Source organism: Dactylosporangium sp. NPDC005572 (assembly GCF_040605515.1).
Taxonomy (GTDB): domain Bacteria; phylum Actinomycetota; class Actinomycetes; order Mycobacteriales; family Micromonosporaceae; genus Dactylosporangium.
The window spans coordinates 92319-106016 of the sequence record NZ_JBEXCY010000015.1 but is presented as its reverse complement, the minus strand read 5'-3'; the positions used below and the strand labels follow the sequence as shown (position 1 = coordinate 106016).

At 72.4% G+C, this 13698-nt stretch carries 13 protein-coding genes; 6 read left to right on the top strand and 7 right to left on the bottom strand.

From position 1 onward, the window contains the following. Positions 1 to 1618: LuxR C-terminal-related transcriptional regulator (locus ABZS66_RS11325; protein WP_354756991.1), on the top strand; the 1618-nt coding region annotated here is incomplete at its 5' end. An 18-nt stretch (positions 1619 to 1636) separates the two neighbouring features. On the opposite strand, the gene ABZS66_RS11320 is transcribed toward ABZS66_RS11325, so the two are convergent. Continuing rightward, the gene (locus tag ABZS66_RS11320; RefSeq protein ID WP_354756990.1) at positions 1637 to 2602 is read right to left on the bottom strand and encodes an alpha/beta fold hydrolase; all 966 of its coding nucleotides are present in this window, start codon (positions 2600 to 2602) and stop codon (positions 1637 to 1639) included. Between the two features lie 368 nt (positions 2603 to 2970). On the opposite strand from ABZS66_RS11320, the gene ABZS66_RS11315 reads away from it, so the two are divergent. Further along, positions 2971 to 4206 (top strand): MFS transporter, encoded by a 1236-nt coding sequence (locus tag ABZS66_RS11315; RefSeq protein WP_354756989.1) that lies wholly within the window; start codon positions 2971 to 2973, stop codon positions 4204 to 4206. Between the two features lie 3 nt (positions 4207 to 4209). Here ABZS66_RS11315 and rph read toward each other — a convergent pair whose 3' ends face one another. Continuing rightward, positions 4210 to 6813: a rifamycin-inactivating phosphotransferase gene (rph, locus tag ABZS66_RS11310; RefSeq protein ID WP_354756988.1), complete on the bottom strand. Its 2604-nt coding sequence runs from the start codon at positions 6811 to 6813 to the stop codon at positions 4210 to 4212. A gap of 176 nt (positions 6814 to 6989) precedes the next feature. Between rph and ABZS66_RS11305 the strand changes: the two genes are divergently transcribed. The 3 genes from ABZS66_RS11305 to ABZS66_RS11295 are packed head-to-tail and all read left to right on the top strand — an operon-like array spanning position 6990 to position 8727. After that, complete coding sequence (locus ABZS66_RS11305; RefSeq protein ID WP_354756987.1) at positions 6990 to 7517, top strand: O-acetyl-ADP-ribose deacetylase; 528 nt, start codon at positions 6990 to 6992, stop codon at positions 7515 to 7517. Between the two features lie 36 nt (positions 7518 to 7553). Further along, on the top strand, positions 7554 to 8111 hold the full coding sequence (locus tag ABZS66_RS11300; RefSeq protein ID WP_354756986.1) for a hypothetical protein: 558 nt from the start codon (positions 7554 to 7556) through the stop codon (positions 8109 to 8111). Between the two features lie 7 nt (positions 8112 to 8118). Beyond that, a complete protein-coding gene (locus ABZS66_RS11295) occupies positions 8119 to 8727 on the top strand; it encodes a class I SAM-dependent methyltransferase (protein ID WP_354756985.1) in 609 nt (202 codons plus the stop codon). A gap of 4 nt (positions 8728 to 8731) precedes the next feature. Here the strand turns inward: ABZS66_RS11295 and ABZS66_RS11290 are convergent, their stop codons facing one another. Beyond that, positions 8732 to 8920: a hypothetical protein gene (locus tag ABZS66_RS11290; protein WP_354756984.1), complete on the bottom strand. Its 189-nt coding sequence runs from the start codon at positions 8918 to 8920 to the stop codon at positions 8732 to 8734. Positions 8921 to 9046: 126 nt separating this feature from the next. On the opposite strand from ABZS66_RS11290, the gene ABZS66_RS11285 reads away from it, so the two are divergent. Then, positions 9047 to 9433, top strand: a complete 387-nt coding sequence (locus ABZS66_RS11285) for a VOC family protein (RefSeq protein ID WP_354756983.1) — start codon at positions 9047 to 9049, stop codon at positions 9431 to 9433. A gap of 9 nt (positions 9434 to 9442) precedes the next feature. On the opposite strand, the gene ABZS66_RS11280 is transcribed toward ABZS66_RS11285, so the two are convergent. From ABZS66_RS11280 to ABZS66_RS11265, 4 genes are all read right to left on the bottom strand, one after another. Further along, positions 9443 to 11371: a WD40 repeat domain-containing protein gene (locus tag ABZS66_RS11280; protein ID WP_354756982.1), complete on the bottom strand. Its 1929-nt coding sequence runs from the start codon at positions 11369 to 11371 to the stop codon at positions 9443 to 9445. Positions 11372 to 11411: 40 nt separating this feature from the next. Beyond that, positions 11412 to 11768: a hypothetical protein gene (locus tag ABZS66_RS11275; RefSeq protein WP_354756981.1), complete on the bottom strand. Its 357-nt coding sequence runs from the start codon at positions 11766 to 11768 to the stop codon at positions 11412 to 11414. Between the two features lie 164 nt (positions 11769 to 11932). Further along, positions 11933 to 12511: a dihydrofolate reductase family protein gene (locus ABZS66_RS11270; protein WP_354756980.1), complete on the bottom strand. Its 579-nt coding sequence runs from the start codon at positions 12509 to 12511 to the stop codon at positions 11933 to 11935. Further along, complete coding sequence (locus tag ABZS66_RS11265; RefSeq protein WP_354756979.1) at positions 12508 to 13695, bottom strand: RNA polymerase sigma factor; 1188 nt, start codon at positions 13693 to 13695, stop codon at positions 12508 to 12510. Before ABZS66_RS11265 ends, ABZS66_RS11270 begins: the two co-directional genes overlap by 4 nt. Positions 13696 to 13698: the final 3 nt, after the last annotated feature.

Sequence of the window (13698 nt, the reverse complement as noted above, 5' to 3'; positions counted from 1 at the left end):
GGCCGGCGACCGCGGCGGGCACGCCACCCGCACGGCGTTCCTGCTGCGCGCCGCCGAGCTCAGCCCGCCCGGGCCGGTGCGCACCGGGCGGGTCATCGACGCGGCCGACTCCGCGCTCATGGCCGGCGCGGCGGTCCAGGCCCGGGCGCTGCTGGACGGTCTGGCGCCCGACGACATCGACCCGGCCGACCGGGGACGGGCGATCGCCGTGCGCGCCGGTGTCCTGGCGTACCTCGGCGACCCCGACACCCAGCCGCGACAGGCGGCAGTATGGCTGGCCGCCGCCCAGGCGTTCCGCGACCACGACCCGCCCCGCGCCCGGGACTCGCTGCTGCGGGCCTTCGAGCTGGCCCTCAGCGCCGAACTGCTCATGCAGGACGTCACGCTCGACGAGCTGGCCGCGCACGTCGACGAGCTGGTCCCGGAGCACCCGAAGTCCCTCGTGGACCTGCTGCTGCGCGGGCTGGGCACGATGCTGACCGAGGGGCACCGCGCCGCTGCGCCCCGTATCCGGCAGGCGGTCGAGGCCGCGGCCGACCCGGCAACACCCGACGACGAGTTCCTGCGCAACTGGCTCGTCACCGTCTTCTCCTGCACGCTCATCATGGAGGCCGGAACGCGCGACCGGATCCTCGAACGGGCCTCGACCGTCGCCCGCCGCACCGGTGCACTCGGGGTCCTCGACGTCATCTGCTACAGCCGCTCGCTGACCGAAGCCATCTACGGCCACCTCGCCGACGCCGACGCGTTCCTCATCGAGCTGGCCGAAGCCCGCTCCGGCATCGGCGCCACACCGGCCCACTGGGAGGTGCTGCGCTCCCCCGAGCTGGTCGCCTGGCGGGGCCAGCCCGGCGCCCGCGAGCACATCCAGCTCATCCTGGAGACCTCGCGCCAGCTCGGGATGGGCGCCAGTGTGGCGACCTCGATGATCGGCCTGGCCGTGCTGGCCATCTCGCGGGGAGACTACGGCGAGGCGGCCGGCATCCTGCGGCAGCTCGTCGACGGCGACCGCACGCACGTGCACAGCCGGGTGCTGCCCGAGCTGGTCGAGGCGGCGCTGCGATCAGGGGACCGGCTGCTCGCCGAGCGTGCGCTCGCCGAGCTCGCCGACCGGGCGGGCGACGGCGCCTCGCCCTATGCGAAGGGGCTCCACACCCGCTCCCGCGCGCTGCTCGCCCCCGACGACCGGGCCGAGCCGCTCTACCGCGCCGCCATCGAGGAACTCGCGTGCACCCGGTCCCGCTCCGACCTCGCCCGGGCCCACCTGCTGCTGGGCGAGTGGCTGCGCCGCCGCAAACGCCGCCGGGACGCCCGGGCCGAGCTGCGCGCGGCGCTGGAGCACTTCGAGGAGATGGGCGCCGCCGGCTTCGCCGAACGGGCCCGGCAGGAGCTGCTGGCCACCGGCGAGACCGCGAGCAGCCGCACCGCCCCGCCGACCGGTGAGCTGACCTCGCAGGAGCAGGCGATCGCCCGGCTGGCCCGCGACGGGGCCACGAACGCCGAGATCGCCCAGCACCTGTTCATCAGCGCCGCTACCGTCGACTACCACCTGCGGAAGGTGTTCCGCAAGCTCGGCGTGACCTCGCGTCGCCAGCTGCAGCAGGCGCTACCCCACTGACGGCCCGTTTCCGTACGGTTATGCGGGTTCTCCGCGCAGTGCGCCGGCGCCGCCGGCGAGCTCGGTGGTGAGCTCGACGAGCCGGTCGACGACGCCGGGGGCGAGGTGGTGGCCCATGCCGGGGACCTCCACGTGCCGGGCGCCGGGGATCGCGGCGGCGGTGGCCCGGCCGCCGCTGGGGTGCACCATGCGGTCGGCGTCACCGTGCACGACGAGCGTGGGCGCGGTGATGCGCCGCAGCTCGGCGGTGCGGTTGCCGGATGCGCGGATGGCATCGATCTGCCGGGCCACCGGCGCGCCCGAGCCCTGGTCGCCGCGCCGGTCCCACAGGGCGGACGCCCAGGCCCGCTCCAGCGCCTCGTCGGGCGGATACCCGGTGCCGGCGATGTGGGCCAGCAACGCCAGGTGCCGCTCGACGAACGCGCCGGCGGTGCGGGCCGGCGGCTTGGCGAGCCGGGCGATCGTCGACCAGGCCGGCTGGCCGACCCGCCGATGCCCGGTGGTGGAGAAGATGGAGGTGAGGCTCGCGACCCGGTCGGGGTGCCGGGCGGCGAGGGTCTGGGCGATCATCCCGCCCATCGACATGCCGACCAGGTGCACCCGCTCGATGCCGAGGTGGTCGAGCAGGCCGAGGGTGTCGGCGGCCATGTCGCCCAGGTTGTAGGCGTCCGGCCGGGGCCGGGCCAGCAGCTGCCGCACCCGGCCCGGGGGTCGGGCGCCGATCCGGCTGGAGCGGCCGGCGTCGCGGTTGTCGAAGCGGACGACCCGGAACGCGCGGCCGGTGAACCCGTCGAGCATCCCGGGCGGCCACGACGTCAGGTCCAGGCCCAGCCCGGCGATCAGCAGCAGCGGGGCGCCGTCGTCGGGACCGTCGACCCGGTAGCACAGGCGGAGGCCGGCGGGGAGGTCGAGGAAGCGGTCGTCTGCGTCGCCGGCGATCGGCGTGGCGGCGCGCAGCAGCTTGACGTCGGCCTGGTAGTTCATCGAGGTCCTCCATGGCATCCGGTCGCCCTGGCGGGGCAGTGCCGATCGCGTAGGCAAAGTTCGGCACCCCCGACAGCATCATGCCCTTGTAGGCAACGGTACCGGGCAGGTGTACCGCGGCGCCGTCGACGAGGCCACCCCGGCCGGCCAGGCCAGGCAGCAGATCGCCGCGGATCCGGTGCTCGCCGCCGGGACGCGCCGGACGAATCTGGGCCGCCGCCGGCCCGGTGGCCTCGTCGACGGCGCCGCGGTACACATCGCCGCCTTGACCTTGCCCCTGGGTGAAGCCGCACGGTCGACGTGCCGACCGCCGGTCGGCCGCCACGGTGTTGGCGGAGGTCGGGGACACGGGCCGAAGGGGTGGCGTGGTGCACCTGGGTCAGTTCGTCGTCGACCGCCGGCCCCTGACGATTCCCGCCTTCCGCCGCCTGTGGACCGCATCGGTGGTCACCGCGGTCGGTGGCTCGTTCAGCCTGATCGCGGTGCCGACGCAGCTGTTCACGCTGACCGGCTCGTCGGCTGCCGTCGGCGGATCGGCGGCGGTGTCGATGTGCACCTTCGTCGTGGCGGCGCTGTGGTCCGGCGTCCTGGCCGACGCCACGGACCGCCGGCCGTTGCTGCTGGCGGGCAACGCCGGCCTCGGGCTGGCCTACTTCGGCCTGTGGCTGAACGCGGTACTCGGCCTCGACTCCGTGCCGGTGCTGCTGGTGCTGGTCGCCGTGCAGGGTGTCAGCTTCGGCGCCACCATGACGACGATGGGCGCCGCGGTGCCCCGCGTGGTGCCCGCCGAGCAGCTGGTCGCGGCCAACAGCCTCAGCTCCCTGACCCGCTACGCCGGCGGCGTCGCCGGCCCGCTGCTCGCCGGTGTGCTGATCCCGGCAGTCGGCCTCGACACGCTCTACCTGCTCGACGCGCTCGCGCTCGGCGTCGTGCTGTGGGCGGTGGCCAGGCTGCCGGCGATGCCCGCGCCGGCGGGCGCAGGAACGGGCCGCGCCCTCCGGCAGCTGGGCGACGGCTTCCGGTACCTCGCGGGCCATCGGGTGCTGGTCGCGATCCTCGCCGTGGACCTCGCCGCGATGGTGTTCGCGCTGCCGGTCGCGCTGCTTCCGGAGCTGGCCGAGCGTACGTACGGCGGCCCCGTTGGCGGCGGCGTCGCGCTCGGCCTGCTGTTCGCGGCGTACCCGGCCGGTGTGCTCCTCGCCGGGCTCCTGTCCGGAGCATTCAGTCGAGCCAGGCGGCATGGCGCGCTCATGGCATCCGCCGCGATGACGTGGGGTGGCTGTGTGGTGCTGCTCGGCCTGGCCACGGATCTGCGGATCGCGCTGGTCGCGCTGGTCGCGGGTGGTGCGGTCAACTTCGTCCTCAGCACCTTTCGCAACGCGATCTCCCAGGCGCATACGGACGACGCCCTCCGCGGCCGGATCCAGGGCTCGCTCACCGTCGTGCTGATGGGCGGTCCGCAGCTGGCCAACCTGCTGCACGGCTTCGGCGCTGCCGCGCTCGGCGCCCGCTGGGCGGTCGGCATCGGCGGCGCGCTCACCGTGTCGACCGTCGCGCTCCTCGTCCGGGCGGTGCCCGAGCTGTGGCGCTACGACGCCGGTTGACGGTCACCCCAGGATCTCGACGTACCCGTCGCTTCCGTGCACGCGGATCCGCTGCCCGTCGGCGATCAGCCGGGTGGCATCCACCACGCTGACGACAGCCGGCAGGCCGTACTCCCGGGCGATCACCGCACCGTGGGTCATCGGTCCGCCGACCTCCGTCACCAGGCCGGCGACGGCGACGAAGAGGGGCGTCCAGCTCGGGTCCGTGTGGGCCGTGACGAGGATGTCGCCCGGTTCGAGGTCGGCCTGGGCCAGGTCCAGGATGACGCGGGCGCGCCCTTCGACGGTCCCGGCGGAGACCGGCTGGCCGATCAGGGCGCCGGCCGGCACGTCGTCGCGCCGGTACGCCCCGTTGACGGCCTCGCCGTCCGATGTCAGCACCCGGGGCGGCGTGAGCGCCTGGTACGACCGGAACGCGTCCTTGCGCCGCTGGATGAGCCGGTCGTCCACCCGGTTGGTGCGCACGACGTCGTGGAGCTCCTGGAACGTGAGGTAGAAGATGTCCTCCCGCTCGGGGAGCACGCCGGCCCGCACGAGGCGCTCGGCCTCGCCGAGCAGGGCCTGCCTGTAGACGAAGTAGCGGCTGATGATGCCGTACTTCGGGTACTCCCGGTAGCCGATGAAGGTCCGGACCCGGTCGATCATCCGCCTGGTCTCGTCGGCCTTCCGCTCCCCGTCCGGCAGGGCCCGCAGGCGTTCGAGCACCTCCTGCGCCTTCTGCTGCGCCTGCTGCCGCCCCTGCTCGAAGCGCCGTTCGGCGGCGCCCGGCGCGAAGTTCCTGACGTTGTCGAGGATCACGGGCACGAGCGTGGTGGGGCGTTCGCGCCAACGCGGTCTCGTGATGTCGATCTCGCCGACGCAGCGCATGCCGTACCGCTCGAGGTAGGCCTCGATGGCGTCGCGCGCCTCGGCCCCGCCCGGGAACTTCGGCAGCTCGTCCAGGAAGCCGTCGTTCTCGACGCCCCGCAGGTACGCCACCACCTCCGGATGCGGGCGGACCACGTCAGCGACGTCGAGCAGCGCCAGTCCCATCTCCGACGTGATGTTGCCGGGGGCGGACAGCGTGAGCGTGTCGGCCGCGTTCTTCTCCCCCAGCCACTCCCGCAGCCGGTCGTTGAGCCACCAGGTGGCCTCCATCCCCGCCATGATCGCCTGGATGCTCAGCGGATCGCCGAGGACCCGCTTGTGCTCCTGGAATGCCTCCAGCAGGAAGTCGAACAGCGCCGGTCCGGTCTTCGTCCGGATGTCGCGCCGCAGGGCGGCGATGGACGCCTCGCTGCGCTCGATCAGCTCGGTGACGATGGCCGGATCGGTGTCGATCGGCGCTGGTGCCGGTGCGCCACCCGGCGACGGCGTGCCGGGAGCCGGGTCCGGGAGCGTCGGGACGAAGTCGTCGCGGTCGAGGACGGTCTCCAGCGCGTCCCTGATCAGCGGGTCGCCTCTCCCCATGACCTCCAGGAGGCCGGCGCGGCTCGCGGGCGCGGCCAGCCGCCGGGTGACGTCGACGAACAGCCGCCCGCCGGCCTCGTGCATCGGCGCCATGGCCGTCAGCTGCCAGCAGGAGAGTCCCAGGGGCTTCATGGCGTCGGTCATCATCTGCCCGTGACCGACCGAGACGTAGACGTGGTGCTCCTGGTCGCCGGTCTCGGGGATGGGGAACAGCGTGGTGATCGGCCGGCTCTGCACGATCTGGAAGTCATCGTCGACCAGGCACCATTCGATGTCCTGCGGGCGGCCGAAGTACGCCTCGATCCGCCGCCCGAGCCGCACGAGCCGCACGACCTGCGCGTCCGTCAGCGCCGGCTGCTCCTGCCGCTGCGGCTCGATCGCCACTTCCTGCGTCCCGCCGGCCGGTGAAGCCTGGACGGCACGCTGTTTGGCGGCGACCGCCCTGGTGACGATCTCGCCGTCGCGCACCTTGTAGACGTCCGGGTTCACCAGGCCGGAGACCAGGGCCTCGCCGAGGCCGAAGCCGGCGTCCACGGTGGCGACCTTCCGGTTGCCCGTGACGGGGTCGGCCGTGAACAGGATGCCGGCCGCGTCCGGGAAGACCATCTGCTGCACGACCACGGCCATGTGGACCTTCCGGTGGTCGAAGCCGTTGCGCAGGCGGTAGGTCACGGCCCGCTCGGTGAACAGCGACGCCCAGCAGCGGCTGACGTGCTGGAGGATCGCCGCCGCGCCCACGACGTTCAGGTACGTGTCCTGCTGGCCCGCGAAGGAGGCCGTCGGCATGTCCTCCGCCGTCGCGCTGGACCGCACGGCGCAGGCGGCCTGCTCACGCTCGCCGAGCCGACCGAGCGCGCCGGTGATCGCCGCCGCGAGATCGCCGGGGATGGCGACCCCTTCGACGGTCCGGCGGACCTCCGCGCTGAGCGTGCGGATCGCCTCCCGGTCATCCGGGTTCAGGCGCGACAACTGATCGAGCCGTTCGTCGATCGACGGCGCCTCCGCCATGATCCGCCGGAAGGCGGCCGTCGTGACGCAGAAGCCGGCCGGCCCGCGGACGCCGTCGATCCGCGCCAGCCCGCCCAGGTGCGCGGCCTTGCCACCGACGGCCGCGACCTGCGTCCCGTCAACCTCTTGAAGATCCAGCACGTAACCCACGTCGTACCCCCATGCCTCGTCGGTGCCGTGTCCGGCCGCCGATTCTGCGGTAGGACCGGGGTCTTGCCGCAAGCCCCCCGGTGCGCTATACGTTAGAAGTGGCAAGGAGCGAAATCTCCTTGCCTTTGCTTTTGTCCTCCGCCCGGACCGTGCGGGCATGGGCGATGATGTCGATCGTGCAGATCGAGCTTGTCACCGGGGACATCACCGCCGAGCGGGTCGACGCGATCGTCAACGCCGCGAACTCGTCGCTGCTGGGTGGCGGCGGGGTCGACGGTGCGATCCACCGCAAGGGCGGGCCCGAGATCCTTGCGGAATGCCGGGCGTTGCGGGCCAGCCGGTACGGCCGGGGCCTGCCGGTCGGGCAGGCCGTGGCCACCACCGCCGGCCGCCTCCCCGCCCGCTGGGTCATCCACACCGTCGGGCCGGTGTGGAGCGCGACGGAGGACCGCTCGGCGCTGCTGCGCGGCTGCTACCGCAACGCGCTCACCGTCGCGGCCGAGCTCGGCGCCATCTCTGTCGCGTTCCCGCTGATCTCCTCCGGCGTGTACCGCTGGCCCAAGGAGGACGCCGTCACCCAGGCGCTGACCGCGTTGCAGACCCCGCCCCCGACCGTCGAGCTCGTCCGTCTCGTCCTCTTCGACGACGACACCCGCCAGGCCGCCGAACGGGCCAGGCAGCGCCACGAACCCGGCGACCGGTGACCGCGGCGGCGGCCCGGATGTGCTCTACTCGCTGTTGTGACGGGACAGTTCGCCGACCAGGTCGAGTGGCGCGGTGAACCGTTCGGCGTGACCGCCGTCGACGGCAGCGGCCTGTTCGAGGCGGCCGGCGCCCAGCCGACCAGCACGGCGTGCTACCGGGGCTACATCGCCTCGTACCGGGTCGACGACGGCCGGTTGGTCCTCGCCGAGCTCGAAACCGGCCCCGCCTATGACGGCGCGCACCTCGGCGTGCCGCCCGTCGAGGGCCGCCGCGGCGTCCAGGTGTACCGAGGACTGGCGGTGCCGGTCGCGTTCACCGGCCGGCTGCTGATCGGCGGCGGGTACGTGGACATCGGCCGGCTCCACATGGGCTTCCGTCCCGCATACGGCTTCCAGCGGGTCTGGGAGCTGGCCTTCGACGCCGGCCGGCTCACCACCGCGCAGGAGCGCTCCGCCGAGCTTGCGGCGGTACGCGAACGGCTCGCCACCACCCGCCCGGGCCCCGCCGACGGCGAGCCGACCAGAGACTGGGTGGAGCGGACGTTCTCACTCTCATTCGCCTACAGCTGGCCCAGGGTTGCAGAGGACAGGTAGTCACGCGGTGAACATCGAGCACGTTCGGCAGGCATATTCGTCCGTCGCGGACCTCTACATCGAGCTGTTCGGTTCGAGCGAGCAGGTCCACGCCGACGACCTGGCCTTCATCGCACGACATCTGGCGGGCCGGCCCGGCCCGGTGCTCGATCTGGGCTGCGGGCCCGGCCACATCACCGGCTACCTCCGCTCGCTGGGCGTCGACGCCACCGGAGTCGACATGGTCCCCGAGTTCATCGCCCACGCGCAGGCGACCCACCCGAGCGGCAGGTACCGGCTCGGCTCGATGGACGACCTCGACGCCGCTGACCACTCGATCGCCGGCATCCTGGCCTGGTACTCGCTGATCCACCTACCGCCACAACGGCTCGACGGCATGCTCGCCAGGTTCCGCCGAGCAATGGCCCCCGCTGGCACGTTGGTACTCGGCGTCTTCGACAGTGACGAGCTCTCCGCCTTCGACCACAAGGTCGCGACCGCCTACCGCTGGCCCCTGGACGAACTCGCCGAGCGACTGACGCGAGCCGGATTCACCGAAGTCGACCGCCTGCCACGCCCCAGCGACGGCACCCATCGCCGCCACGCCGCCGTCGCAGCGGTAGCAACCGAAGGATGAGCCTTCAGAAGTAGCGAACGATGGGCGCGTCGATCCAGGTGATCGACGCGTAGTCGATCGGGGTCCTGAAGATGCCGCTGTGATAGCCGGGATCGTGCGGATAGGACGCGCTGGCACCGAACCCCGACGGGCACCCGGCCAGCCCCGGCACCGGCGCCATGTTCGCGCCGCCCGAGATGTAGGCCGCGCTCACCCAGCCCCAAACTTTGCATGGGGTACCTCATCTGCCTCAGGAAAAGCCCGGCACGAACGGAACCCGCCCCGGTAGCTTCGAGCACGTTCGACGCATCGACTCTCGGCTACTGTGGGAAAGGCCGCTATGACGAGCAGACTGCTGCAGGTGACGGTTGACTGCCGGGACCCGCACCGACTGGCCAGGTTCTGGGCAGCCGTCCTGGACTACACGGTCATCGAGGACAAGGGCGACCAGGTCGAGATCGCCTCGTGGGAGCCGACCGTGGAAGCGGTACGGCAGCAGCCGATGCCCTCGACGGTCATGTTCATCCGGGTCCCGGAGGGCAAGATCACGAAGAATCGCCTCCACCTCGAAGTCATCCCGTTCGACGCGAGCCAGGCCGACGAGGTCGACCGGCTGATCGCGCTCGGCGCCAACCGCGTCGACCTCGGCCAGGGCGACCAGAGCTGGGTGGTCATGGCCGACCCGGAGGGCAACGAGTTCTGCGTACTCCGCAGCATCGCCCCGTAGCACACCGGCTCAGAAGCCGGGCACCTCGACGCAGTGAAGGTCCCGGCGGCATGCCGCGACCAGGAGGCCGCGCGGCGCCCAGGCCAGTGCGGTAGCCGGGTACGGCAGTGTGAACCGGCAGACCTCCCGATCGGCGGTGGCATCGACCACTGCCACGCTGCTGTCGGTACGCGCGATCGCCACCGCCGCGGGGCGGGCCGGGTCATCGGCGGCGAGCGCGGTCACCGGCTCGTCATGACCGGGTTGCAGCTGCGACACGGCGCCGGTCAGGAGGTGGTGCAGCCGTACGAGCGACCCGTGCACCGTGACGACGGCCGGGCCGATGTCGGTGTCGATCCACGCGCGTGCTGCCTCGCCGATCCGGACGTTGGCTGCTGCCGGGGTCGAGATCTCGGTGCGGGTGGCGAGGTCCCAGACGGTGAACGGGCCGAACATCCAGCTGATCGCGGCGGCGGGTTGTCCGGCCATCAGGCCGATCGCGACGCCACGGGGCTGATAGGTCTGCGAGATGGTGCCCAGGCGAAGCCCGGTGCGGATCTGCGTGAGATGTACCTGGCCGTCGCATCCGGCGGTGAGTACCGCCGGCTCGCTGCCGACGGAGAACGTGAGGGCGATGTCCGTCGCTCCGCGGTGGTCCAGCGCGATCGCCGGCTCCAGGCGCTCGTCGGTCCACCGGTGCAGCATGCCGTCCTGAATGCCGCCCACCTCGCCGCCGACCGCGAGCAGGTGCGTCTGCGTCCCGTGGGGCACCGCCGCAACGGCGTTGACTCTCCCGGGCAGCGCATCGAGGTCGGGCTCCCGAACGCCGTCGGCGAGCCGCCAGCGGCTGAGGGTGCCGTCGCCGCTGCCCGCCACGATCCTCCCGTTCGGGGTGACGGTGAGGCAGCGGATGTCAGTGCGATGACCGGCTCCGATGTACGGCCGACCGCCATCGTCGAGGCGCCACACCGAGACCGCATCGTCGGCCGACGAGCCGATGACCAAGGTGCCGGGGCCGTCGGCGAGCATCCGGGCGTGCCGGACCGGCCCCACCAGCGGCGGCCGGAACGGCGCGTCGGCGTGGACGTCCCACAGGCTCACCGCTTCGCCGTCCTCGACGGCGAGCAGGCGCCGGCCGTCGGCGGCGACGGCGGTGGCGATGCTCCACGGTCTGAGCGCAGGTCGTAGGCCGAGAGGTCGGCGACGCCCGGTGCCGACGTCCCACAGTCCGATCCCGCCGCCGGTGTCCAGGACGGCGATCAACGGGTCGCCGTCCGGCCAGCTCACGATCGCGGCGGCGACCTGGTCGCCGCGCCCTGCGAGGACGCCTACTCTGCTGCCGTCGGTGAGGTCCCACAGCGTCACGGCGTCGCGACCGGTCGCGGCGACGGGGCGTCCGCCGATGCGCACGACGGCGACCGCGTTCGACCGCTCGCCGGTGACCACGGTCGTGGTCCGACCCGTCGGCAGCACCGTGACGCGCAGGATGCCGTCCCAGCCTGCGGTCACCACGGCGGGGCCGTCGGCCAGCTCCACGGTGGCGATGTCCTGAACCTCGGTGGCACCCTCGTGGCCGGGAAGCGTTCCGATGCGGCGTCCCGTTTCCAGGTCGACCACCTTGGGCGGCCGCGCCCAGTCACGGACCACGGCGAGGGGCCGGCCGCCGACCACGACGGTGACGAGCACCGCCGGATACCCTGCGCTGTTGTCGCAGACGACCGGCACGGCGCGGATCAGGGTGCCGGTGGCACGGTCCCAGATACGCATGCCATGCTCGGGGCAACGCTCGTGGTGCAGGTCGCCGAGGTGACAGTCGAAGTCCTCATGCTCGTCCACAAGCGTGACCAGGACGTCGATCCCGCCGACCACCGCGGCGGCGACGGCAGCCGGCCGGTCGGCGGCGAATGTCTGCCGCAGTGCCGGATCGGGCCCCTGGTCGGTGGTCCAGACAGTACGCACCGACCGATGCTATGAGGCCGCGCATGCGCTGGGGACGCGGCTACTGAGCAGGCGGGTGGACGTCGTCTCCGTGTCCGTCGTAGATGACCAGGTGATGTTCCCGCGCGAGGCTTTTCACAAGCGGGATCACCGGGTCGCTGACCTCGCCCGTGCGCATGTACATGACGACGTGGTCGATGCCGAGGGTAAGTGGCGTCGATGACCAGGGCAGGTCGTCGGAGTACGGCGGGTGGTCGGGAAAGTGCCGGGTGAGCTCTTCGTAGAACGCCGCGATCCGTGGGTCGATGTCACCTTCTGGGTGGCGCTCGGGCTCATACTCGCAGCGTTCGGCCATGGCGCGTGCCTCTGCTGCTGTCGCGCTCGGGTTCATCGCCAGTACGACGAGGTCGAAGCTCATCACCGGGTCCAGGTCTGCTCGGGCCTACGATTCGGGGCGGCCACCGCGTGGTCCTGGCTGTCCATGACGACAGCTGAATCGGCGGTGGCCGCCGGCGGCAACGACCAGCATGCCGACACCGCCGATCAGGGGCAACAATCAGCGCGCCGGATGTGCGGACCGACTCAGGTGTGCAGGGTCGGGCGGTAGGTGAGTTCCTGGGTGCGGCCGTCCAGGGTTCGGCTCTCGAGCAGGTCCAGGTCGAAGTCGGCCGAACGCTCGAAGATCGGCTCCGTCCCGGTCTGGCCGGTGATCACCGGGAAGATCGTCACCTGGACGAAGTCGACCAGGCCGGCGGCCATCAGCGCCCGGTTCATCGACAGGCTGCCGTGCGAGCGCAGCGGTACCTCGGACTCCTTCTTGAGCCGGGCGACAACGTCGACCGCGTCGCCGCTCGCGATGGTCGCGTCCGGCCAGTCCAGGGGTGCCTTCAGCGTGCTCGACACCACCGTCGTCGGGAAGCTCATCATCCGGGTGACCCAGGCGTCGCGGACCTCGGACTCGTCGGTGCTCGGGGCCAGCAGCTGCACGAACGTCCGGTACGTGCCGGCGCCGAAGACCATGCGCTGCTCCGCGCTGTACAGAGCGAGGCGGTGCTCGATCAGCTCGGGGCCCTGCTTGCCCCAGTAGCCGCCCCAGTCGCCGCGGTGGGTGGCGAAGCCGTCGAGGCTGGAGAAGACGTCGAAGGTGTAGGTCGCGGTCATGATGCTCTCCTTGTGGTACGGCGGGTCTGCAGGAAGGCGCGCTCGGTCTCGTTGGTGGCCAGCGCGATGGCCTGGTCGTAGGCGGCTCGGGCCTCGGCGTCGCGGCCGAGGCGGGCGAGCAGTTCGGCCCGGGTGGCGGGCAGCCGGTGGAAGCCGGGGAGGTCGACGTCCTCCAATGCGGCGAGGGCCGCTGCCGGTCCGTGTACCTCGGCGACGGCGACCGCGCGGTTGAGCGCGACGATCGGGGTCGGCGTGAGGGCGAGGAGCTGGTCGTAGAGTGCCAGGACCTGCGGCCAGTCGGTGGCGGCGCCGTCGGTGTGCACCGCGCTGATCGCGGCCTGGATCTGGTACGGGCCGGGCCGGTTGCGCCGCAGGCAGCGGCGGACCAGGTCGTGGCCCTCGGCGATGAGGGCCCGGTTCCACAACGACCGGTCCTGGTCGGCCAGCAGCACCAGTTCGCCGGTCGGGCCGAGCCGGGCCGGGCGGCGCGCCTCGGTCAGCAGCAGCAACGCGAGCAGGCCGAGGACCTCGGGCTCGTCGGGCATCAGCGCGGCGAGCTCGCGGGCGAGCCGGATCGCCGCGGTGCACAGGTCCGATCTGATCAGCGGTCCGGCGGTGGACGCGTAGCCCTCGTTGAACATCAGGTAGAGCACGGTGAGCACGGGCGGGAGCCGGTCCGGCAGCTCGTGTTCGGCGGGCACCCGGTACGGGATGCCGGCGTCGCGGATCTTCTTCTTGGCGCGCACGATCCGCTGGGCGACGGTCGCCTCCTGGATCAGGTAGGCCCGGGCGATCTCCGGAACCTCGAGGCCGCCGAGCAGGCGGAGCGTGAGGGCGGTCCGCGCGTCGGGAGCGAGCGCCGGGTGGCAGCAGGTGAAGATGAGTCGCAGCTGGTCGTCCTTCACCGGTCCCACCTCCTGGGGATCGTCCTGTTGGTGCAGCAGCAGGGCCTGGGCGTGCCGGGCCTCGCGGGTCGACTCCCGGCGGAGCCGGTCGACGGCCCGGTTGCGTGCGGTGGTCACGATCCAGGCGCCCGGGTTCGGCGGCGGGGTCTGCCACTTCTGCAGCGCCGTGGTGAAGGCCTCCTGGACGGCCTCCTCGGCGAGGTTGATGTCGCCGAGGAGGCGGGCCAGGGTGGCGACGCAGCGGCCGTACTCCGCGCGGTAGATGTTCGCCAGGTCCATGTC